Origin of the sequence: Paenibacillus favisporus, from assembly GCF_040545415.1 — a bacterium.
Taxonomy (GTDB): domain Bacteria; phylum Bacillota; class Bacilli; order Paenibacillales; family Paenibacillaceae; genus Paenibacillus_AQ; species Paenibacillus_AQ favisporus.
Map to the genome: position 1 here is coordinate 543,274 of NZ_JBEPLV010000004.1, position 22,200 is coordinate 565,473.

A 22,200-nucleotide genomic window follows, 5' to 3' on the forward strand; every position below is an offset into this window, starting at 1 on the left:
GCCATTACGGCCGGATGGTCACCCTTGTATTCACAGGAATGTAGGAAGACAAATCCAGCACATCCTCATTGTGCATCCGGATACAGCCGTGGGAGACTTCCCGTCCGATGGAGGCGGGATCATTGGTTCCGTGAATGCCGTAATGGGGCTTGGAGAGGCCCATCCACAGCACCCCGAACGGTCCGCCGGGATTTTCCTGTTTATTGACAATCGTGAACTCTCCGGTCGGGGTTTTCGTCACCATTTTTCCGATGCCTACGGGATAGGATTTGACGGTCTGATCGCCGTCCAGCAAATATAACATGCGTTCCGACAGATCGACGATGATCCGGTATTTTGGCATTTGCATCACTCCTTGTTTCCAGAGTATGTTTATAGGGCGGGGAATGCATCCCTCTGCAAGTGAATTTATGGAACGAAGGGGATTGGAACGTGATGCTGAGAAAAAAAATTATCCTCTATTGCACCTTTTCCGTGCTTGTGCTGTTCGCGGCATTTTTCGTCTGGAGGCAGGGCCCTTATGTGTATCATCTGGTTCGTTATCCCGGAAGGCCTCACATCAAAAAGGAAGAGAGCGGTGTTCCGGCTTACAGCTTTATTTCCACCAGACCGACGCCAGGTGCGGTGTATTATAAAAACAAAGTCATCACACTGATGTACCATGATGTCTCCCCGCGTCCGATCAATGACAAGAGTCTGGATACCGCTGTATTCGAGGAGCAGCTCCAGGCCATGAAGGCGAACGGATTCCATTGGATTACGATGGAGCAGTACGCCGACTTCGTCACCCGGCATCAGCCGGTGCCGGACAACGCCGTGCTGATGACGTTTGACGACGGCTATGAGACGTTCTATACCAATGTGTTCCCGATCTTGAAGAAGTACCATGTGCCGGCAACGAATTTTCTGATCGTGTCGACAGTGGGAAATCCGAAGCATCCCGGACTGCCGAAGCTGACCTGGGCCCAGGTCAAGCTCATGCACCGGATCGGTATCGACTTTTACAGCCATACGTTTGATTCGCACGCCTATGCTTATGTTCGCCCCGAAGGGAAAACCCATGACAGGCTGGAACCGATGCTGATGGGACCGGAGCATAACAAAACCACCGGGCATGTGGAGACGGAGCAGGAGTATATCCGGCGGGTGAAGGGTGATTTAACCCGGGCGGATCAAATCCTCCGGAATGAAATCGGCAACCGCCGCGATATTCTCGCTTTTCCCTACGGCGGCTATACGCAGCAGGTGCTGGATCTCTGCCGCAATCTCGGCATTCAGGTAGTCTTTACCGTCAAACCGGGAATCGACGGCCCCGGGCAGTACATGGGATACCGGGTCAACGCGGGCGGCATGGACAATAACCCGATCGCGCTCATTGAATCGATGAAGCATGCGGAGTCGCTCCGCGGATACAGCAAAGCCGGCTAAGCCTCCTGACGAGAGAAGGAAGTGGCAGTAAGCCGTAATTACATTGGGAAATATGGATAACCCCCCGGACATTTCTCCGGGGGGTTTGGCTTTGGCAGCGCTGCGGCCGCCTCATATATTTAACCCCTGACAGCCGTTCAAGGCTGCAGTCTGGTTCCTTGTTCTAGTTCGTTAACAGAATAATGACTTCCAAAACAACAAAAGCCCTGCCTCTCTTTTGTCCTTGCGGCTCCGATGACCGCGCCAGCGTGAATCAGAAATAGCATCTTAAATCTCATACTTCGCATTGGGTTATTTCAAAATAGGAAATTAAGTCTTCGAGGTTGAAGATTTATTCTTTCTTGCGGGGAACGAAAAGGGTTAAATGAAGTTATACTAATATAATTTATCACATATCATTTATAAATGCAATAGGAAATTATATCGCCCGCCAGACTTGTATAAATATGCAAAAGCACCATTTCATACGGAGGGATTTTATGATAAAAGTTGGTTTTTGTCGCAGGTTCATGTCACATTTTGGGATGAAATAACCGATATTCTTAATAGTGCTGCGCCGAACGGCCTATATTGATGAAAAAGGAAGGCTGGCTTATGGATACCGATTCTACCCGTTTGCAGGGGGTTGCCCTGTATTACGCTTTTCGGAACAAATTGGTACGGAATTATATTTTCGGATCGCTATTCGCGGTATGGATCGTGGGCAGCGCTCTCGTTCTGACCACGATCAGCATTTCTCCGCAGGAGATCAAACGGCTGGCGATCATCTTTGCTTGCTCCATGGCGGTCATGGTCGCGGTGGAATCCTGGGTATTCACGCGGCACGTTCGGCCGATCCGGCAGGGCTTGTTCTGCCGGACCTGTACGGTTCAGACCATTGAAACAGCCTACCGGCAGGCACATAAGCTGCCGCAGCTGGCGGTGTTCCGGATTCTGGTCCCGCATTTCCTCGGGCTTGCCATACCTGCAGCCGGCTTGACGCTGTGGCAGATGAGCCGTGGCCTTCTTCATTTCCCGCCGATTTATGTTGCGGCTGCGGTAGCCGGCGCCTTCCTCGTAGCCAGCATGCATGCGATGATCGAGTTTTTCCTGACGACGGCGACGGTCCGGCCGCTGATGGAGGAATTTCACCGGCTCGCCCAGGAAACGCACCGCATTGAGCTGAATCCGGAGGGGCATGTCGTCTTGTCCATCCGTCCGAAGTTTCTGCTCAGTGCCATGTTGATCGGTACCTCGCCGCTCCTGCTGTTCACCCTGGCTGCCCAGATTCGGCTGGGCAATTTAAACGAGGAAATGATGACCGGGTACTGGGGCTGGGCGGGGCTGATCCTGCTGGTCGACATCATTTTTACGTATACGGGTGCCAGGCTGTTGACCCATGAGGTGGAGCGGCCGATCTCCCATCTGTACGACGCCATGAATCATGTCAAGGACGGCCGGCTGAAGACGGTCCAAAACGTGTATTCGGACGAGTTTTCCCGGCTGGCCACCGGCTTCAACATGATGGTCCGGGCGCTTCAGTCGCGTGAAGCCCAGACCAGGGCGATGCTGGACAGCTATTTTGTGACCCTCGCCGTTGCGCTCGATGCCAGAGACGCCTACACGGCAGGGCATTCCTTGCGGGTGGCCGAATATTCGGAGCTGATCGGGCGGCTCAGCCGGATGACGGAGGAGGATATCAACGTGATCCGCCAGTCGGCGCTGCTGCATGACATCGGGAAAATCGGTATCCGGGACACCGTCCTGTTGAAGGAAGGGCGTCTGACGGAAGAGGAGTTCGACCAAATCAAGGCCCATCCGGTGCTTGGCGAGACGATTCTGAAGCAGATCGAGCCAAAGGATGCCCTGGCGCCGCTCCTTCCCGGCGTAAGGTCCCATCATGAGCGATACGACGGGAAAGGGTATCCGGACGGACTGGCCGGGGACGATATCCCGCTGCTCGGGAGAATTATCGCCGTAGCCGACGCCTTTGATGCGATGACTTCGGATCGTCCATACCGTAAAGGCATGGATGTCGCCAAGGCGCTGTCCATTCTCGAAGAGGGCGGAGGGACGCAGTGGGATCCGGAATACGCCCGCATTTTTGTCGACTATATGAGAAATCAAAGGTTGGAAAAAGCGGCAGGCGACGATACATAAGCGATGACCAAGGTTCGGAGAGCAAGAAAACCTCCCGGCCGTGAAGGATGACTTCCGGACGGGAGGTTTTTTCGTCGTTTTGAGCGTTTGATAAGGAATCAGTTTGCAGCCGAGCGCAGGAACCCTGGCAGACGGAAGAATGCAACCAGGAGGCCGGCGGCCCCGAACGTCAGGAGAATGAGGGCAGGTCCCGCAACGTCACCGAGATGGGCGCCATGGGCGATAATGTTCTGCAGCGAATGCAGCGCCCAGTACTGCGGCAGAAAGTGCCCGACGGTCTGTACGGATTGCGGAAGCAGATAGGACGGTACCCACAGCCCGCCCAGCATGGCACCGCCCATGGCAATGACCTGGGTGATGACCATGGCAGCTCCCTCGCCGGGCACCAGGAAGGATAAGCCGAGCCCGATGCCGGTTCCGCAGATGCTGAGGCTGAGCACAATCAAGGTAAGGGCGGCGACGTCGCCAAGCTTCACATCATAGACGAAGTGGCCGAAGGCGAACAGGACGACACACTGGGCGATAACCGTCAGGATGAAGGGCACCCACATCCCGACCAGGTACTGCAGCGGCTTTACGCGCGTGCTGCGAATGCGGGACAGAAGGCCGGTCTTCTTTTCATCAAAGAAGCGGCGGGCCATCGTGATCATAATGTAGAAGACGAACATAACGGTCATGCTGGGGACCATGGAGTCCATATAGCTGATATGGTCGGACGTCGTCGCCACATCTTTAATCTGGATCGGGGAGGCCAGCGCCTGCTCTGCTTGTTCCTTAGAATCTCCCTTGGCCAGCAGGACATCCGTCAGCTTCTGCTCGCGGTATTGGCTGGAAATGCTGCTGAGGATCGCCTGAATCGGCGCAAGCTCGGTCTGTGCGGTGGGATCCTGGTACAGCTGGATATCCGCGGGGCTGCCTTCCTTCATGGCTTTTTCGAATCCGGCGGGAATGACGAGCATGGCCGAGAACTGGCCCTGCTTCATTCTGTCGACCTGGTCGTCCAGGCTGGATGCCGATTCCAGCTTCACGTCCATAATCCCCTGCATTTGCTTCACAAAGGCTTGGGACGCGGCGGATTGATCCTGGTCGATCGTGCGGATGGATATAGAGGAACTGTCGCCTCCACCGCTATTGAAAATCGTACCGAACATGGCGATGAACAGGATTGGCATCAGCAGGAGGAAGAAGAAGCTTTTGCGGTCTTTGCGGATCAGCCGCAATTCTTTGATAATCATGGCTCTCATGGGTTTTGCTCCTTTGCTTGTTAATTTCTTTGTTTGTTTCATACGATGAACGATCTATCACCTTAATGAGTGAGAGGGAAGCTTGTGAAAGAATTAATCCCGGAGCGCGGTACCGGTTACCCGCAGGAATACGTTCTCCAGCGAGGGACGGACGATTTCCATCTGCTTCACGTCCCAGCTGTGCTGGGATGCGAGGCGAAGCAAACGCTGCATCACGCCGTGCAGATTTTCCGTTTCCAGAATGTATCCGGAGCCTTCCTTGCGGACTGCGGTTACATCCGGGTCTTCCGGCAGGTGATGGGCTCCTGCAATTTCCACGTAAATGGCCTTCTGTCCGTAATTCTCCAGCAGTTCCCCGAGCGGGCCCATCGCCTTGATCGTGCCCTGATCCATAATGGCCACTTCATCGCACAGCGCTTCGACTTCCTCCATGTAGTGGGTGGAGTAGATGATTGTCACGCCTTCGCGGTTCAGGTCGCGGATCATTTCGAAGATGTGGTTCCGCGACTGCGGATCGATCCCAACCGTCGGCTCGTCGAGAATCAGCAGCTTGGGACGGTGGAGGAGCGCGGCGGCGATGTTAATCCGGCGCTTCATGCCTCCCGAGAACGTGCCGACTTCCTCTTTGGCCCGGTCCAGCAGACCGGTCTGGCTCAGCACCTCATGGATGCGCTGCTTCAGCATTTTGCCCCGAACGCCGTAAGCCTCACCGAAAAACTCCAGATTGTCGTAAGCGGACAGCTTATCGTACAGCGTAATTTCCTGCGGGACGTAGCCGATATATTTCGATACGGCGTCCGGATTTTTGGTCGCCTCCTTGCCGAGCAGCCGGACGGAGCCGCTGTCGGCCTGGACAATGCCGGTCAAAATTTTCATCGTGGTGGACTTTCCCGCGCCGTTCGGTCCGAGGAAGCCAAACGAAGTGCCGGCTTTCAGAGAGAAGCTCACGTCCTGAAGCGCCTGTTTCTTCGGATAGGATTTGCGGAGCTGGGAAACCTCTAGCATATAACCGTTGTTATAAGAAGTATGATTGGATTCGGTGTTGTTGCGAGTCGTCGTTTGGATCATAGGGACAACCTCCTAAAAGTTTTGTGAAGCATAACCTCAAAGCAAAATCGTCGCAGCAAAACTGGCATCGGAAGCATCAGCTTAAGTTTTGTGAAGCATAACCTCAAAGTAAAATCGTCGCAGCAAAACTGGCACCGGAAGCATAAGCTTTAAGTTTTGTGAAGCATAACCTTGAAATAAAATCGTCGCAGCAAAACTAGCATCGGAAGCATCGGCTTAAGTTTTGTGAAGCGGCATGTTTGTAAAAATAGACGGGCCGCCGGTAGTACCGGCTCGCGCGGATGAACGAAAGGCTTCCGGCGGCCACGTTGAATATCCCGTTAAGTTTATAGAAGAAAAGCGTTTTGAACTTGCTACAGATCCAGCTTATTATCCATGACGTATGTCACCGCCCGGATCAGGCCATAGGCTACCGCCCAGCTGCCGATGATGATTGCCGGAAGCTCCCATGGGAAGGGGAAGAACGTGACTGGTCCTGCGGTTTCCAGCCGGCCTTCAGGAAGCAAATACTCGTTCAAATTGGAGTATACAATGCTGAAGCCTCCCATAAATAGAATCCAGAGCAGCGGCGTCAGCGGCTTGGCGGTGCTGTACATGACGCTAATGGTCAGCATGCCTGCGGCTATGATGAATGGGGTCAGGCCGGCGACAACGGTCAGCCAGTTAATGCCCGTAATCATAAAGGAGACGGCCATGTCGTAGGTGTAATGATCGATGGTCGAGGTCAGAATAAGTACGTACGCCGAGAGGGCGATATAAATGGCGATCATTGCGATCCATACCTTCAGGCAGTTACCGAGCCATTTGGCGGCAATAAGGCGAAATCTCGGGATCGGGAGCGTCAGCCACCAGCCGTACGTATCGTTGGACCATTCTCTTTTTACAGCGCCGTATCCCAGGAAGAAGATCCAGTAAGGGAACGCCAGCGTCATATACCAGAAGCTGCTCAGTTCCAGGTCGTTGCGTGCCGCCAGATAAGTGGTGACGATGACCACCGCTGCGGCAACAATCAGGATATAGGCGACACACCAGCTTCTGGATAAGCGGACGCGATTCTTTTTTCTCCAGCTGCCCCGCACCATAAACTCATGCTGGACAAGGTCCATAAACGTGCCTGATGACATCAACGCTGCCACTCCTTTGCGTACATTTTACGGAATACATCGCGCAGTGAACCGTATTCCGCCCTCAAGCTTTCGGTGTCGCCTGACCAGATCGCCTGACCCTGCTTCATCATGACCGTGTAATCGAACAACCCTTCAACCTCCTGAATATCATGGGTGCTGATCAGGACAGACTGACCGCTGTCCTCGAGGTAGTCGATGATGCCGGCCACAATCGCCTCCCGCGACATGACGTCGATGCCGGTAAAAGGCTCGTCGAGAATAATGAGGGACACTTCCCGGGCAAGGCACAGAATCAGCATAACCCGGGCTTCCTGGCCCTTGCTCATTCCGCCGATTCTCGCATCCAGTTCAACATCCATATAATCCGCCAGGCGGATGGCCTGTTCCATCGAGAAGCGAGGCAGGAAGGACTCACCCCATTCGAACGCCTGCCGCACCGTATGGTTCGGATACCAGCGGGCCCGGTCGGGGAGGTAGGCGATGTGGCGGTTGGTTTCCCAGCCGGGCTTCGAGCCGAGCACTTCCACGGTGCCCCGGTCTGGCCGGACGAGGCCGGTAAGCATCCGGAATAACGTGGATTTGCCGCAGCCATTCGGGCCCAGAATACCGGTGATCCGCCCCTCGGGAACGGTAATGTTCAGCCCGTTTAGCGCCTGCTTCTTCCCATAGGCCTTGCTTACTTGTTCGCATCGCAGTATCGGTGCTGTCATCGCGTTGTTCCTCCTTCCTCCGCGTCGTATTTTTGTTCAATATAGGACTGGATATCGTTCCAGGTTAGTCCGAGGCGTTCCATTTGATCCATAAAGCTGTCGATATATTTGGCCGCGAGCGCCGTTCGGAACGACCGGACATGCTCCGGGGAAGAGGTGACGAAGGTTCCTTGACCCCGCCGTTTCTCGGTAAGTCCGTCCCGTTCAAGCTCCTGATAAGCCCGCATGACGGTGTTCGGGTTCACCCGAAGCTCTTGAGCCAGCTCGCGCACAGAAGGCATCTTGTCTCCCAATCCAATCTCTCCTTTGGCAATGGCGCTGCGCACCTGATCCAGAATTTGTTCATATAAAGGTTGGCTGAAGTCGATGTGGAACCGCAGCGGGCCAACCTGTTGGTCTTCCATGGCCTTCCCTCCTAAAAGCTCTGCTGGTCTGGAAGCACAGCTTTCCTTCTCGGCATAAGCGCAAACGTTCAGGTCACTTATGTGATTTAAGTGTATTATATCACTTAATACACCTAATGCAATAGGCGATCAATATTTTGGTTAAAATCTTTTTCGCACCGGTTGATGGCTATGAAGACTGGGGCAGCATTGCTGGTGCTCGATGGATTCAGCCCGCGTTCCTGCGGGTAATAAAGAACTACAGGCGGAGCGGATAGGTTCCGCCGACCAACAAACTTATACCGAGAGGAGTTGATCCTCATGGATCATAACGTATTCAAGGGAAAATGGAATCAACTGAAAGGCGAAGCCAAAAAGCAGTGGGGCGAGCTGACGGATGACGATTTGGATAAAATCGACGGCGAAAAGGACAAGCTGATCGGCAAGCTTCAGGAGCGCTATGGTCATACCAAGGACGCCGCGGAAAAAGAGTACCATGACTGGACGCGTTCGCGTCAGTTGTAGGACTCTTCGTCCTGCGGCCGGCATGTGGAAATAACAAAAGGCGCAGCGAATCTCCGGCAACCGGGGAGCGCTGCGCTTCTTTCGGGTGTTCATCTACACTACCCAAGTACGACCTGACCTCACCTGGATGACTTCAAGCACGCTATCCGCCATAGACTTACCTCAAAGGTCTGACCGGTTTACCCACAAGAAGGTTCCCCCATTTACCCGGTATGGGCCGCAACATCAGCCAGAATCCCCCAGCTTCGGCGGGCTGCCGCGGTAATCACGGTTAGCCCGGCATCGTTTTATATAAATTCTGGATATATGGATCTGCCATGATATGATATGAGAGCACGGCTAATATCCATCTTCAGGAGTGAGTACATGGATTTTTGCAAAATATTTCTTGGTAACACAGCCCTGCTCATAGCGGCTGCCTACTTGGCCAATCTGGTCTACAAATATGGACTTGCCCGTGCCCCTAAACTTGTGAAATACACCTGCTCGGTGCTGCTGATCATCTTTTGCGGATGGCTGAGCATGGTTTTCGGATACAAGCTTAGCGAAAATGTGATATTCGATCTCCGGATCATCCCCCTCATCATTGCGACGGTTATTTACGCAGAGCCGGTGACGCTGGCCATTATCGGCATCGGCATCGGATTCGCGCGCCTTACGTTCGGCGTGAACGAGGCCTCGGTCGCCGGTTTGTTCAATCTGTGCATTTTGGGCGCTGCGGCGGCACTGCTCAATATTTGGATGAGACGCAGGGGGTTCAGTCTTGTGACCCGCGGCTTCCTGGCCATTGTGGTCTTGAACGTACTGAATTGTATCGATATTGCATTTTTAGGCGTTATTCCTGCCGCTCATTATTTTGAAACGATCATGCCGGCCACGCTTCCGCTCACCCTCTTGCTGAGTTTGATCTTTTCTTTGATCCTCCGCGATTTCCAGCTTGAAGCAGCCCGCACCATCCAGCTCAAACAAAGCAACGTGCTGCTGTCGGCCCAGGCCGAAGAGCTGCATCAGGCCAAGCGCGTGCTGGAGGAACGGGCCAAAGAGCTGGCGAGGTCCTCGCGCTACAAAACGGAGTTTCTGGCGAACATGTCCCATGAGCTGCGCACTCCCTTGAACAGCATCATCAATTTTGCCGAGCTGATCAGCGACAATGACGACAGCCGCACCAAGGAGGAAATGGCCGAGTACGGTGAAATTATTCACCAGTCGGGCCATGAGCTGCTGCGCATCATCAACGACATTCTGGACTTGTCGAAGGTGGAGGCCGGTCGGCTGGAAATCATGCATGAAGAGATGAATATCAGCGAAATTCCGCAGCTGCTGCAAATGCATTTTGAACTGGTCGCCCAAAAAGAAAACGTCGGCTTCTCCATCAAGCTGGACCCCTCGCTTCCGGAAACGTTCCGGACCGATCCGAGCCGGGTGCAGCAGATTTTAAAAAATTTGCTGTCTAATGCGTTCAAGTTTACCCATCAGGGAAAGGTGAGCCTCGTCATCCGTGCGGAGCATAACCCGGAGGGAAAGCTTGCGGGCTCATGGATCGTGTTCGACGTTCAAGATACCGGTATCGGCATTTCGCCGCCGCAGCAGCGGCGGATCTTTGAAGCGTTCGCCCAGGCGGACGGCTCCATCAGCCGGAAGTACGGCGGGACGGGTCTCGGGCTCTCAATCAGCCGGGACCTGGCGCATCTGCTGGGTGGGTTTATCCGGCTGGAGAGCAAAGTGGGGAGGGGCAGCTGTTTCTCGCTCTATTTGCCGCTGGCCAACGAAGCGGAGGAATGTGCCACCCTGGAAATCACCCCATCCGTCGGCGGAGTGGAGCAGAAGGCGCTGCTTCCGGGACGACCCGGAACGGTTCCGGGCCTGGAATAACCGTCCTTCCGCTGCTCATATACGCTGAGCGGTCCTTGGAGCCCAGGGAGAAGGTGGGTGACGGGCAGCTTGCAATCGAGGCAGCCGCACGCCTGGAGCAGCGCGGTGCCGTATTGCAACTTGGCCTACCTCTGTTTACAATGAGAAGGATAGTACGAAGACGAAAGGGTGACTTCCATGAGTAAAAAGGTGATTTCGACCGAGTCCGCGCCAGGAGCGATCGGACCTTACAGCCAGGCCGTTCAGGTCGGCGACTTTATTTTCACATCGGGACAATTGGGGCTCGACCCAGCGACCGGTGAGTTCGGCAGCGGCGTTCAGGAGCAGGCCCGCCTGGCTCTGAACAACGTGAAGGCGATTCTTGAAGCAGCAGGGAGCAGCCTGGATCAAGTGGTCAAGACGACCGTGTTCCTGAAAGACATGAACGATTTTGCCGCGGTCAACGAGATTTACAGCTCTTTCTTCACCCAGCCTTACCCTGCGCGCAGTGCGGTTGAGGTCGCACGCTTGCCGAAAGACGGCTTGGTGGAAATCGAGACGATTGCCGCCGTTAAATAGATCGGAAGCTACATATCCTATAGAAAGCCGGACTTTGCCCGAGGCGCCGCCCCGTTTGCAAAGCCCGGCTTTTTTGTGTTGTTCATATCTCGGGGCTCCCCGCAAAGTATCTGATATACGCCTGAGTAGAGTCTCCACTTTGTGGGGTGATTTTCGGGTCTCCCCGCAAAATACCGGATATACGCCGAAGCCGAGGCCGCGCTTTGCGGGTAACATTCAGTCCCGATCCCGGCTCCGGGCGAAGAATAGATAGATGGCATAGACGAACAGAATGATCGCCAGGATGAGTGCGGCTATAAACGCCCGCTCCACCTGATCCTGCTGCTCCAGGGCTATGGCGACATAGCCCCATACGAAGACCAGCGGATAGATGCTGTCCCGGTATGGGTAGCTGACCAGAATGGCGACCAGTGCACCGGCGAGCAGGAAAACCACGGCCCACACCAGCTCGCTCAATCCGAAGCCGTTCCAACCGTTCTTTTTCAGCACGATTGCGATATTAAGAATGACGGCTACGCTAAGCCAGCCGAAATACAGGCTGAAGGGAAGCTTGATCAGCCACATCTCTCCGGATGTCGGATAATAGATGCTGCGCGTCCGCCGATAGATGACAAACAGCGAGAGCAGCAGCAGGACCATGGCGACGAGCGACAGCTCGATATATTCATACTGCCACAAGAGCAGCCACGCGATGTTCAGCACGCAGGAGATGATAAACCACGGACCGATGGACCGGACCGAATCCCGGGTTTCGGTGACCCGTCCGCTTTGATAGAGAAGAAAGCCAAGCAGCAGTACATAAATTAAGGACCAAATGGTAAAAGCATACCCTTCGGGCGTGATCATGGTTGGGTATTGGTCCGATATTTCCCCTGTCGTTTTTCCCCCGAGCACAGCAGTATTGGCCAGCGCGTTGACCACCATCGCGGCGACGAACGCGAGCCAGTTCCACCATTTATACGGATTGCTTCTAAGCATCGTACCAGCCTCCTGAAGTGATGTCTACGGCTTGCCGCAAAGCGGCCTTTCCCCTACAAATATACCCGAATTTGTCCCAAAAAGAACAAAATGATGCAGATTCAATCCTTGTCGATATAGGTAATTAAATGAAAAACCATGAAAGTGTAAGGAGTGAGGGCATGAACTCGAAAAAATCGTCTCAGCTGCTGCAGCAGCTCATTTTTGTCGGACCGTCGGCCCTGTGCTTCCTCGTCATTGTTGTCGTTCCCTTTCTTTTAGGACTGTATTATTCGTTTACCGACTGGAACGGGGTGTCGAGGCATGCGGGCTGGGTCGGCTTCCGCAATTATATCCACATTTTCACGGAAGACCCGGCGTTTCTGAATTCGTTCTGGTTTACCGTCAAATTTACCGTACTTGGAGTCATCCTAACCAATGTGCTCGGTTTTATTCTCGCCTATGTGCTGACGCGGTCGCTGCTGACGCGAAATGCGCTGCGGACCGTATTTTTTGTGCCTCATGTTATCGGGGGGCTGCTGCTCGGATTTATCTGGCAGTTCATCTTCGTGAAAGGGTTTTCTTCTGTCGGTGCGGCCACCGGGCTCTCCTTCTTCAAGCTGCCCTGGCTCGGCACCGAGGCGACGGCCTTCTGGGCGGTCGTCATCGTCTTTGTCTGGCAGAACGCCGGCTATTTGATGGTCATCTACATTTCCTCGCTGAACAATGTGCCGAAAAGCCTTATTGAGGCCGCTCAAATCGATGGTGCATCCAGGGGACAGGTTCTCCGGAAGATCACCGTTCCGCTGGTCATGCCGGCCGTGACGGTCTGTCTGTTCCTCGCCATTTCCTGGTCGTTCAAGCTCTTTGACCTGAATCTGTCGCTCACCAAGGGCGGTCCGTTCAAGTCAACCGAATCCGTCGCGCTGAACATTTACAATGAGGCGTTTAACATCAGCCGCTTCGGCATGGGCTCGGCGAAAGCGATTATCTTCTTTATCGTCGTGGCTTTGATTTCGATCCTTCAAGTGCGCGCCACGAAGCGCAAGGAGGTGGAAGTATGATGCACACAAGCACCAATACAGGCACCAACACAGGCACCAAACGAGGTCCAAGCCCAAGAGCCGGCGCAAGCACAAGCCGCGGGTATCGCGCCAAACGGCTGATCCTTGAACTGCTGATGATTCTGCTGGCCCTGGTGTTCCTCGTGCCGTTCTACTTTCTGCTCGTCAACTCGGTCAAGTCCTTCGGCGATATTCTGACCAACTCTGCGGGCTGGCCGCATGCCTTTCTATGGAACAACTATGCACAGGCGTGGAAAATTACCGCCTTCCCGAAAGTGTTCGGCAATTCCCTGCTGATCGCGGTTATCAGCAACGTGCTGCTGGCCTTGATCAGCTCGATGGCGGCGTACCGGATGGTGCGCAGGGACACGGTGTTCAACCGGCTGCTGTTCGCTGCGTTTGTCGCCGCGATGGTCATTCCGTTCCAATCGATCATGATCCCGCTCGTTAAGGTCGTCAGCACGCTCGGCCTCATGGACACGAGAACCGGGCTGATCATCTGCTACCTCGGATTTGGCGCGCCGCTGTCCGTATTTCTGTTCCACGGCTTCGTCAAATCGGTGCCGCGGGAAATCGAGGAGGCAGGCCGGGTGGACGGCTGCTCCACGTACGGCATTTTTTTTCGCATCGTCCTGCCCTTGATGCAGCCGATCATCGTCACCGTCATCATCCTGAACGCGCTGTGGATCTGGAACGATTACCTGATGCCGTCGCTCATTCTGCAGAGCCCGTCGCGGCAGACGATCCCGATTGCGACCTATGCGTTCTTCGGCCAGTTTACGAAGCAGTGGGATCTGGCCCTGCCCGCGCTGGTGCTCGGCATTACGCCGATCGTCATCTTCTTCCTGGCCATGCAGAAGTACATTATCGAAGGCATCGCCCAGGGATCGGTGAAGGGCTGAACCCAGCCCCAGTCCGTCCCGGCAGCCCAAGTATATTCCATAAAGGAGGTTATGCGGCATGAAGAAAAAGGCCTATGCCGTTGGAGCCCGCCTTGGCGTGCTGCTGGCCTCGTTCGCCCTGCTGGTCGGATGCGGCAGCGGAAGTGGCAGTGGCGGGGTCAAGACCATTCATATTTTTCAGTTCAAAGTGGAAATCGCGGATGCATTAAATAAACTAAAAGCGGAGTATGAGCAGTCCCATCCGGGGATCAAGCTGGACATTCAGACCGTCGGTGGGGGCAGTGATTACGGCGCCTCGCTCCGGGCTAAATTCGCAGCCTCGAAAGAGCCGGACATCTTCAACATCGGCGGGTATGCCGAAATGGACATGTGGCAGGAATATTTGGAGGACTTGTCCGATCAGCCTTGGGTCAAGGATGTGAAGGACATCGCCAAAGAGCCGATGACCAAGGACGGCAAGCTGTACGGGCAGCCGATGAACCTGGAAGGGTACGGCTTCATTTATAACAAGGATTTGTTCAAGAAGGCGGGCATCACACAGCGTCCGACCACGCTCAGCGAGCTTGAGGAAGCGTGCAAGAAGCTGAAGGCCGCCGGCATTACCCCGTTTGCCAACGGGTATCAGGAAAATTTCGTGCTCGGCAACCATAACATCAACGTGGCTTTTGCCGACCAGAAGGACCCTGGCGCTTTTATCCAGCATCTGAACGACAAGACGGAAACGTTCGCGGACAACGAAGTCGTGAAGCAGTGGTCGAACCTGTTCGACCTGACGCTGAAATATGGCAATCCAGGTCCGCTTACGACGGACTACAACACCCAGGTCACGATGTTCGCCAGCGGGGAAGCCGCCATGATGCAGCAGGGGAACTGGACCCAGGTGCAGATTGACGGCATCAACCCGAAGCTGAACCTGGGCATCCTGCCGATGCCGATCAATGACGATCCGCAGCTGGGGGACAAGCTGTACGTCGGCGTGCCGAACAACTGGGTTATTTATAAGGATTCGCCGGTCAAGGAGGAGGCCAAGGAGTTTCTGAACTGGCTGGTGACCTCGGATACCGGGAAGAAGTACATTACGAAGGAGTTCAAATTCATTCCGGCCTTCAAGTCCATTAAAGGTACGGACGAAGACCTGGGACAGCTGGGCATGGAAGTGCAGAAGTACACCGACGAAGGCAAGACGCTGACCTGGAACTGGTTCCGGTTCCCGTTCGGCATGCAGCCCGAATTCGCCGCGGCCATGCAGGGGTACATCGGCGGCAAAATCACGAAGCAGGAGATGTTTGAGCAATTCCAGCAGAACTGGGACAACCTGAGCGTCCGCTAATGACCGCCGGGCTCAGTGCGTCTGAGCCGCGAGGTCCTTCCGGAACTCGTTGGGCGTGCGGCCTTCCTGCTTCTTGAACACCTTGCTGAAATATTTTTCGTCCTGATAACCGACCATTTCGGCAATCTGGGAGATGCGCAGCTGCGGATTGTGCAGCAGCAGCTTGGCCTTCTCAATCCGGATCCGGGCGAGAAAGTCGGATAGGTTTACATGGAATTCCTGCTTGAAGCGTCTGGAGATGTATTCCCGGCTGAGAAAAAAGCGCGCAGCCATTTCCTGCAGGGAAATATCCTCGGCATAATGGCTTTCCAGGTATGCGGCAATGTCGTGGATGATATGGTTCTCCCGCGAGTGCTTCTGTGTCAAAATGCGGCTGGCTGCGGTCAGCCGCCCTTCGTATTGGGAAGTCCACAGGTCATAGGACAGCCGCCCATGCTTGTCGAGCGGAAGGGAGCGGGGCAGCTCCAGCAGGGCGTCCTTGTCGGGACTTGGCGCCGCTGCTTCGGCGCCCTGATCCATCCACTGCTTCAGCATCCAGTCCCACTCCGCGTTCCACTGCACCAGCTGCTCGGGCGTCACCCGATCGAGCTGCCGGACGGCCTGCATCCAGCCGTCCACGGCGGCGCTGATCTGCTCGCGGCTGCCGCTGAGCGCCGCCAGGCGGAACTGCTCCTCATGCGCGCTCAGGCGCAGGGGCCGCGGAGCTGCCGGGCCGGCGGCGCTAAGCGTATGCAGCCAGGCGGCGGGGTCCTGCAGGCTGCGCTGCCAGAGCGCCCGGTGCGCCTCCTGATAAGAGCTGGCGAGGCCCTCCGGGAACGGCTGGAAGGACCCGGCGCCGATATGCACGCTGCGGTGCAGGGTGGCGTCGATGCCGCGGTGGATGTCCTCCAGCAGGGAGGACATCGGCATGGAGTCATCCCATAGGAGCAGCACGATTTCTTCGGGGTTCGCCAGATGATGGAAGGCGAACCCTTTCCGTTTGGCCGACAGCAGCTCGTTGCCGATGTTCGTCAGCGTAAAATAGAGCAGCTGCTTCATACGGGCAAACTTCTCCAGCAGCTCGTCGTCCAGCTGCGCCGTGCTGATGACCGCCGCGGCGCAGCGGTCGATTTGCTCCGGCAGGCCGTATTCCTCCCGCAGCTGCTGAAGGATCTCCTCCCGGCGCCCGTGCCCGCCGATCAGGTCGGACAGCAGCTTGTCGGCATAATGCGGCCGCATCCGGTTCATCTCGATGCTCTGGCGGCTGCTCTGCCGCCGCTTCAGCTCCTCCTCCCGGCAGGCCGCCACGGCTTTGGCGAGCGCCTCGTTCAAGGCGGCGGGGTCCACCGGCTTCAGGATGTAGTCCATCCCGCCGTGGCGGATGGCATGGCGGACCAAATCGAAATCGTCATAACCGCTGATGACGATCGTCTTGATCCCGGAATGGCTTCCGCTCAGCCATTCCATCAGCTGGGTGCCGTCCATGCGCGGCATGCGCATATCCGTCATCACGATCTGGGGAGCGTGCTCCTCGATCATCTCCGTCGCTAACTTCCCGTCGGCCGCTTCCAGAATGTCCGTAATGCCATGGCGCTCCCATTCCCCGAGCAGCTTGATGGCTTCCCGGACATGCTTCTCATCGTCTACAATTAACACTTTCATGGCTGTCAATTCTCCTCTGTATGAACTTCCCCCGGCCCGGCCCCTGTGCGGGCTTCAGCCGTTTTATTTTCTCCGGTGTGCATATCTTGCATATCTTCTGTATCGATTTCCAAGGAAATACGGACTCCATACGGCTCAAGGTTTTCGATCCGCATGCCGACGTCATGCGGCGTATACAGCTGCAGACGGAGCAGGACGTTGCGCACGCCGATTTCTCCGTTATCGCCTGCCCATTCGTCCTCCAGTTCGCCGGTTCCCCGGCCAGCCAGCTGTTCCTGCAGCGTGGCAAGCTTCTCCGGCTCGATCCGGCTGCCGTTATTTTCAATCCTGATTTGCAGCACGCCGTCTTCCCGCATATGGCTTTCGATGCGAACCATGCCCTGGCGGCCTTCGTGATCCATACCGTGCTTGAAGTAATTTTCGATCAGCGGCTGAAGAATCATTTTCGGCATGGACACATCCAGCGTATCCGGCGCCAGATCCAGCGTGTAGACGAGCTGGTCCCCGAAGCGTTCCTTCTGCAGTTCCAGATAGAGCCGGACGTGATCTGCCTCGTCTCTCAGCGTCACCAGCACATCGTTGTTGCGCATGCTGTAGCGCATAATTTTGGCAAGGGAAGAGAGCAGGGCATAAATCCGCGGAACGTTATTTTGCAGCGCCAGTGTTCCGATCGACTGCAGGGTGTTGTACAGAAAATGGGGGTTGATCTGGGCCTGCAGCGCTTTGAGCTGATTGGTCTTGTTCGCCAGCTCCAGCCGGTATTCCCGCAGAATCAGGTTGTTGATCGTATCCATCATCTGCCTGAAGCGGGTGAACATGATGCCCGTCTCGTCCTGCCGGTTCCAGGATATGTCGACGTCGAGCTGGCCGGATTGAATCCGGTTCATGTAGCTGGTCAGCCTCTTGATCGGCTCGGTGATCCGGATCGAGATGAACAGCGTGCCAAAGATGATGATTCCCAGGGCGATGACCGCAATGGCGGCGTTGATCTGGGTCAGCTGTCGCGCGCGCTCATACAGCGTGCTGTTCGGAATTCTTTTAATAATCGTCCATTCGGTATAAGGCGTCTGCATCTTCTCGAATACGTTCATGGCGCCGCCGCTTTCGAAAAAGCCCTCGGTCTGCGTTCCCTTGATCCGCGCCAGCAGTTCCTTGTCCGTGATCTGGGTGCCGAGCTGGCTGTCCCGCCCGGAATAGACGACGGTGCCGCCCTGGTCAACGACCAGCAGCTGCTCCTTGTCCTTGTTGAACAGCTGCTCGGTAATATCCGCCACCGAATCCAGGCTGACGTCGATCGCCAGCAGGGCCAGCACTTTCTCCGACGGCACATTGGTGATGGACCGGTGGAAGGTGAAGACCATTTTGTCCGAGTAGGAGGTCGGAGACGGGGGAAAACCATAGTCATGGCTTTTATGGGTCGGCTCGATCGCCGTCGTATATTTTTCATACCCTTGGGTCGAAATGTAGGGCTCGGTCCGGTACTCCCGCTTCGGGTAGATCGCAGGCGTAACCAAGGTGGATTGGCCGGACTGGGTGGCGTGCAGGTAAATCCGCTCGATGCCGTGCACCGTATTCAAAATATTTTGCAAGGACGTGTATACTTCGGCCACCGCCCGGTAATCGTCCGGGATTTTCCGCAGATTGCGCAGGAAGTTGGCGTCCGTGTACAGGGTGAGCGAAGCCTGGTTGATGCTATTCAGATAGTTGGTCAAATTGACCTTGCCCTGGTAGATCAGGTTCCGGTTCTCTTCGAGCGCCTGCTCTTTGATCGTCTCCTTGGTATGGATGTATGTGATCGTAATGGAGAGCAGCAGCGGGACGGTCGTCGCCAGCAGCATAAACAGAATCAGCCGCGAACGGATGCTGCGGAATTTCATGGAAACACCACTCTTTCGGGGTGCGTGAGGTATGTCATATCAATATTTTCCCCCTAACGGTTCACGATCCTCCGTGTTATTGAAGAACCGCTTCCCTCATACTGAAATAGTCATATACGAATCGTAAAGGGGAGATCAGGATGAATCGCCAAAAGTCATCCGGGCTGCTCCAGCAGCTGATATTCGTGGGGCCATCCACGATTTTTTTTCTCATCATCATTGTCGTTCCGTTCCTGCTGGGCTTATATTATTCCTTTACCGACTGGAACGGGGTATCCGGCGACGTCACCTGGGTCGGATTCGACAATTTCAAACAAATCATAACCAATGATCCCGATTTTGGGAAGGCTTTCTGGTTTACGGTAAGGTTCACGGTCATCGGCATTATTGTAACCAATGTGCTCGGATTTTTCCTTGCCTATTTCCTGACCAAGCCATTGAAGTCGCGCAATGTGCTGCGGACGATTTTCTTTATGCCGAACGTGATCGGCGGGCTGCTGCTTGGTTTTATTTGGCAGTTTATCTTTGTAAAGGGTTTCTCGGCGCTCGGCAGCGCTACCGGCTGGCACTTCTTCAACCTGCCTTGGCTGGGGGATGAAACGACCGCCTTCTGGGGCATCGTTATCGTGTTCGTCTGGCAAACCGCGGGCTACCTGATGGTCATTTACATTTCTTCGATCAATAATATCCCTAAAGATATTCTGGAAGCGGCCGAAATCGACGGGGCCAGCAAGCTGCAAATTCTGAAATCGGTCATCGTGCCGCTGGTGATGCCTGCCGTTACGGTCTGTCTGTTCCTTGCCATTTCCTGGTCGTTCAAGATGTTTGACCTGAACCTGTCGCTGACGAAGGGCGGACCGTTCCGCTCGACGGAATCGGTGGCGCTCAACATTTATAATGAAGCATTCCAGAACAACCGTTACGGGCTTGGAACCGCCAAAGCGATCATCTTCTTCGTCGTGGTTGCCATCATTACCAGCCTTCAGGTTAAAATCACGAAAAGCAAGGAGGTCGAATCGTAATGGAAGCATCCAAACAATACCGCTGGGGGACGCTCGTCACCGAGATCATTATGGTGCTGGTTGCGCTGCTCTTCCTGGTTCCGTTCTACTTTCTGTTCGTTAACTCGGTGAAAACGTTTGGCGACCTGCTGACGAACTCCGCCAGCTGGCCGAAAACCTTTGAGTGGCACAATTACAGCCGGGCCTGGGACATTACCAACTTCCCGTCGGCGCTGTGGAACTCGCTGGTCATTACCGTGGTCAGCAACGTGCTGCTGGCGCTGTTCAGCGCCATGGCCTCGTACCGGATGGTGCGTCACAATACGCGGTTCAACCGCTTTCTGTTTATGATTTTCGTGGCTGCCATGGTCATCCCGTTCCAATCCATCATGATTCCGCTTGTCAAAGTCACCAGTTCGCTGGGCTTGATGAACAGCATTCCGGGACTGATCGCCTGTTACCTCGGCTTCGGGGTGCCGATGACGGTATTCCTGTTCCACGGTTTCGTCAAATCGATTCCGCTGGAAATCGAGGAAGCCGCTACGGTGGACGGAACGAATATTTACGGCACGTTCTTCCGGATCGTCGTTCCGCTGATGAAGCCAATGTTCGTTACCGTCATCATTCTGAACACGCTCTGGATCTGGAACGATTACCTGCTGCCGTCGCTGGTGCTCCAAAGCCCGGACCTGCGGACGATTCCGATCGCGACCTTCGCCTTCTTCGGACAGTTCACAAAGCAGTGGGATCTGGCCCTGCCGGCGCTCGTCTTGGGCATTCTGCCGGTCATCGTCTTTTTCCTGGCTATGCAAAAATACATCGTCGAAGGCATTACGCAGGGAGCGGTCAAAGGCTGAATCCTTCAGCTGCGAACAACAGGTCAATCCCGTCCCCCTGTTTGATCAATATCGTAAGTGCCGGGGGGGGCAGGCTGTTCCCTATAATGAGGGAGTAAGCGATTTCAATCAGAGAACTTTTTAATGAAGCATTCCACTTGATATGCAAGAACAAAAGGGAGGATTCTTGATCATGAAAAAACGGACAAAAATGGCGCTGGCTTCCGTGCTGGCCCTTTCCGTAGTACTGGCCGGCTGCGGCTCCAAAACAGATAAAAGCGCCGAAGGCGCGAGCGGCGGCAGCGGCGGCACCAAGACGATTCACATTTTCCAATTCAAGGTGGAGATCGCCGAGGCGCTTAACAAGCTGAAAGCCGACTATGAAGCCAGCCATCCTGGTGTGAAGCTTGACATTCAGACGGTAGGCGGCGGTTCGGATTACGGTGCGGCGCTGAAGGCGAAATTCGCATCGGGCGAGGAGCCGGATATTTTCAACGTAGGCGGTTATACCGATCTGGATACGTGGCAGGCCAAGCTGGAAGACCTGTCGGGTGAAAAATGGGTCGGCGATATGGTAGATGTCGCCAAGGACCAAATCTCCAAGGACGGCAAAGTGTACGGCATGCCGATGAACCTGGAAGGCTACGGCTTTGTCTACAATAAAGACTTGTTCAAAAAGGCGGGCATTACCGATATTCCGAAGACGTTAACCGAGCTTGAGGCAGCCGCCAAAAAGCTTCAAGACGCGGGCATCACCCCGTTCGTCAACGGATACCAGGAAGGATGGATTCTCGGCCAGCACTCGCTGAACGTGGCTTTTGCCCATCAGAAGGATCCGGGCGCTTACATTGAGGGCCTCAACAACGGAACGGCCAAGTTTGCCGGCAACGAGCAAATGGACCAGTTCATGAATCTGTTTGACCTGACGCTGAAATACGGCAACAAAAATCCGCTGACGACCGACTACAACACGGAAATGACGATGTTTGCGAACGGACAGGCGGCTATGACGCAGCAGGGCAACTGGACGCAGGTGCAGATCGATGGCATCACGCCGAACATGAATATCGGGATCCTGCCGATGCCGATCAACGACAACGCGGAGGAGAACGACAAGCTGCTCGTTGGCGTGCCGAACAACTGGGTCATCAACAAAAACTCCAAGGTGAAGGATGACGCGAAGGAATTCCTGAACTGGCTCGTCACCTCCGATGAGGGCAAAAACTATATCACCAAGGAATTCAAATTCATTCCGGCCTTCAAGAGCATTAACGCCACTGAAGAGGATCTGGGAGCGCTCGGCGCGGAAGTGCTGAAATACAGCAAAGAGAACAAGCTGCTGAGCTGGCAGTTCGCGAGATTCCCGGAAGGCGCTTGGAACGAATTTGGCGCAAGCATGCAGGGGTATATCGCCGGCAAGACCGACAAGGCCAAGCTGTTCGAGGACTTCCAAAAAACGTGGGATAATTTGAAAAAATAATAGCTTAAGCAGCATACGAATGACCTGGAGGCTTCCTTTTGAACCAATGAAAGGGAGC

The 22,200-nt window shown here is 54.9% G+C and carries 20 protein-coding genes; 11 read left to right on the forward strand and 9 right to left on the reverse strand.

The window, feature by feature from the left end; all coding sequences use genetic code 11:
• Window positions 1-4: 4 nt before the first annotated feature.
• Window positions 5-343: a L,D-transpeptidase gene (locus tag ABID47_RS20360; protein ID WP_354499418.1), complete on the reverse strand. Its 339-nt coding sequence runs from the start codon at window positions 341-343 to the stop codon at window positions 5-7.
• A gap of 92 nt (window positions 344-435) precedes the next feature.
• Here ABID47_RS20360 and ABID47_RS20365 point away from each other — a divergent pair, with 92 nt between their 5' ends.
• Window positions 436-1,428 (forward strand): polysaccharide deacetylase family protein, encoded by a 993-nt coding sequence (locus tag ABID47_RS20365; RefSeq protein WP_354499420.1) that lies wholly within the window; start codon window positions 436-438, stop codon window positions 1,426-1,428.
• A 594-nt stretch (window positions 1,429-2,022) separates the two neighbouring features.
• Window positions 2,023-3,567 (forward strand): HD-GYP domain-containing protein, encoded by a 1,545-nt coding sequence (locus tag ABID47_RS20370; protein ID WP_145161313.1) that lies wholly within the window; start codon window positions 2,023-2,025, stop codon window positions 3,565-3,567.
• Window positions 3,568-3,665: 98 nt separating this feature from the next.
• On the opposite strand, the gene ABID47_RS20375 is transcribed toward ABID47_RS20370, so the two are convergent.
• From ABID47_RS20375 to ABID47_RS20395, 5 genes are all read right to left on the reverse strand, one after another.
• Window positions 3,666-4,811 (reverse strand): ABC transporter permease, encoded by a 1,146-nt coding sequence (locus ABID47_RS20375; RefSeq protein ID WP_354499422.1) that lies wholly within the window; start codon window positions 4,809-4,811, stop codon window positions 3,666-3,668.
• A gap of 93 nt (window positions 4,812-4,904) precedes the next feature.
• Entirely contained in the window at window positions 4,905-5,879 is a 975-nt protein-coding gene (locus ABID47_RS20380) for an ABC transporter ATP-binding protein (RefSeq protein ID WP_354499424.1), read from the reverse strand.
• A gap of 353 nt (window positions 5,880-6,232) precedes the next feature.
• A complete protein-coding gene (locus ABID47_RS20385) occupies window positions 6,233-7,003 on the reverse strand; it encodes an ABC-2 transporter permease (protein WP_354499426.1) in 771 nt (256 codons plus the stop codon).
• A complete protein-coding gene (locus ABID47_RS20390; protein WP_076172844.1) occupies window positions 7,003-7,716 on the reverse strand; it encodes an ABC transporter ATP-binding protein in 714 nt (237 codons plus the stop codon). The genes ABID47_RS20385 and ABID47_RS20390 overlap by 1 nt, the downstream gene beginning before the upstream one ends.
• On the reverse strand, window positions 7,713-8,120 hold the full coding sequence (locus tag ABID47_RS20395) for a GntR family transcriptional regulator (protein ID WP_116232745.1): 408 nt from the start codon (window positions 8,118-8,120) through the stop codon (window positions 7,713-7,715). The genes ABID47_RS20390 and ABID47_RS20395 overlap by 4 nt, the downstream gene beginning before the upstream one ends.
• 300 nt (window positions 8,121-8,420) lie before the next feature.
• Here ABID47_RS20395 and ABID47_RS20400 point away from each other — a divergent pair, with 300 nt between their 5' ends.
• The 3 genes from ABID47_RS20400 (at window position 8,421) to ABID47_RS20410 (ending at window position 11,054) form a co-directional block, all read left to right on the forward strand.
• A complete protein-coding gene (locus ABID47_RS20400; RefSeq protein ID WP_105445664.1) occupies window positions 8,421-8,624 on the forward strand; it encodes a CsbD family protein in 204 nt (67 codons plus the stop codon).
• Between the two features lie 366 nt (window positions 8,625-8,990).
• Window positions 8,991-10,496 carry an ATP-binding protein gene (locus tag ABID47_RS20405; protein WP_354499429.1) on the forward strand — a complete coding sequence of 502 codons (1,506 nt, stop codon included), beginning with the start codon at window positions 8,991-8,993 and terminating at the stop codon, window positions 10,494-10,496.
• Window positions 10,497-10,673: 177 nt separating this feature from the next.
• The gene (locus tag ABID47_RS20410) at window positions 10,674-11,054 is read left to right on the forward strand and encodes a RidA family protein (protein WP_105445662.1); all 381 of its coding nucleotides are present in this window, start codon (window positions 10,674-10,676) and stop codon (window positions 11,052-11,054) included.
• 216 nt (window positions 11,055-11,270) lie between these two features.
• Here the strand turns inward: ABID47_RS20410 and ABID47_RS20415 are convergent, their stop codons facing one another.
• Window positions 11,271-12,032, reverse strand: coding sequence for a tryptophan-rich sensory protein (locus ABID47_RS20415; RefSeq protein WP_145026791.1), 762 nt, complete (start codon window positions 12,030-12,032; stop codon window positions 11,271-11,273).
• 161 nt (window positions 12,033-12,193) lie between these two features.
• Here ABID47_RS20415 and ABID47_RS20420 point away from each other — a divergent pair, with 161 nt between their 5' ends.
• The 3 genes from ABID47_RS20420 to ABID47_RS20430 all read left to right on the forward strand — a co-directional run bounded on the left by ABID47_RS20420 (window position 12,194) and on the right by ABID47_RS20430 (window position 15,307).
• A complete protein-coding gene (locus ABID47_RS20420) occupies window positions 12,194-13,075 on the forward strand; it encodes a carbohydrate ABC transporter permease (RefSeq protein WP_116232741.1) in 882 nt (293 codons plus the stop codon).
• Between the two features lie 116 nt (window positions 13,076-13,191).
• Window positions 13,192-13,977 (forward strand): carbohydrate ABC transporter permease, encoded by a 786-nt coding sequence (locus ABID47_RS20425; protein WP_076172973.1) that lies wholly within the window; start codon window positions 13,192-13,194, stop codon window positions 13,975-13,977.
• A gap of 58 nt (window positions 13,978-14,035) precedes the next feature.
• Window positions 14,036-15,307 carry an ABC transporter substrate-binding protein gene (locus ABID47_RS20430; protein ID WP_354499432.1) on the forward strand — a complete coding sequence of 424 codons (1,272 nt, stop codon included), beginning with the start codon at window positions 14,036-14,038 and terminating at the stop codon, window positions 15,305-15,307.
• A 12-nt stretch (window positions 15,308-15,319) separates the two neighbouring features.
• Here ABID47_RS20430 and ABID47_RS20435 read toward each other — a convergent pair whose 3' ends face one another.
• Window positions 15,320-16,948: a response regulator gene (locus ABID47_RS20435; RefSeq protein WP_354499434.1), complete on the reverse strand. Its 1,629-nt coding sequence runs from the start codon at window positions 16,946-16,948 to the stop codon at window positions 15,320-15,322.
• A gap of 5 nt (window positions 16,949-16,953) precedes the next feature.
• Window positions 16,954-18,825, reverse strand: coding sequence for a cache domain-containing sensor histidine kinase (locus tag ABID47_RS20440; protein WP_354499436.1), 1,872 nt, complete (start codon window positions 18,823-18,825; stop codon window positions 16,954-16,956).
• A gap of 140 nt (window positions 18,826-18,965) precedes the next feature.
• Between ABID47_RS20440 and ABID47_RS20445 the strand changes: the two genes are divergently transcribed.
• From ABID47_RS20445 to ABID47_RS20455, 3 genes are all read left to right on the forward strand, one after another.
• Window positions 18,966-19,847 (forward strand): carbohydrate ABC transporter permease, encoded by an 882-nt coding sequence (locus tag ABID47_RS20445; RefSeq protein WP_076172854.1) that lies wholly within the window; start codon window positions 18,966-18,968, stop codon window positions 19,845-19,847.
• A complete protein-coding gene (locus ABID47_RS20450; RefSeq protein ID WP_354499438.1) occupies window positions 19,847-20,683 on the forward strand; it encodes a carbohydrate ABC transporter permease in 837 nt (278 codons plus the stop codon). The genes ABID47_RS20445 and ABID47_RS20450 overlap by 1 nt, the downstream gene beginning before the upstream one ends.
• Window positions 20,684-20,855: 172 nt before the next feature.
• A complete protein-coding gene (locus ABID47_RS20455; protein ID WP_354499440.1) occupies window positions 20,856-22,142 on the forward strand; it encodes an ABC transporter substrate-binding protein in 1,287 nt (428 codons plus the stop codon).
• Window positions 22,143-22,200 lie beyond the last annotated feature (58 nt).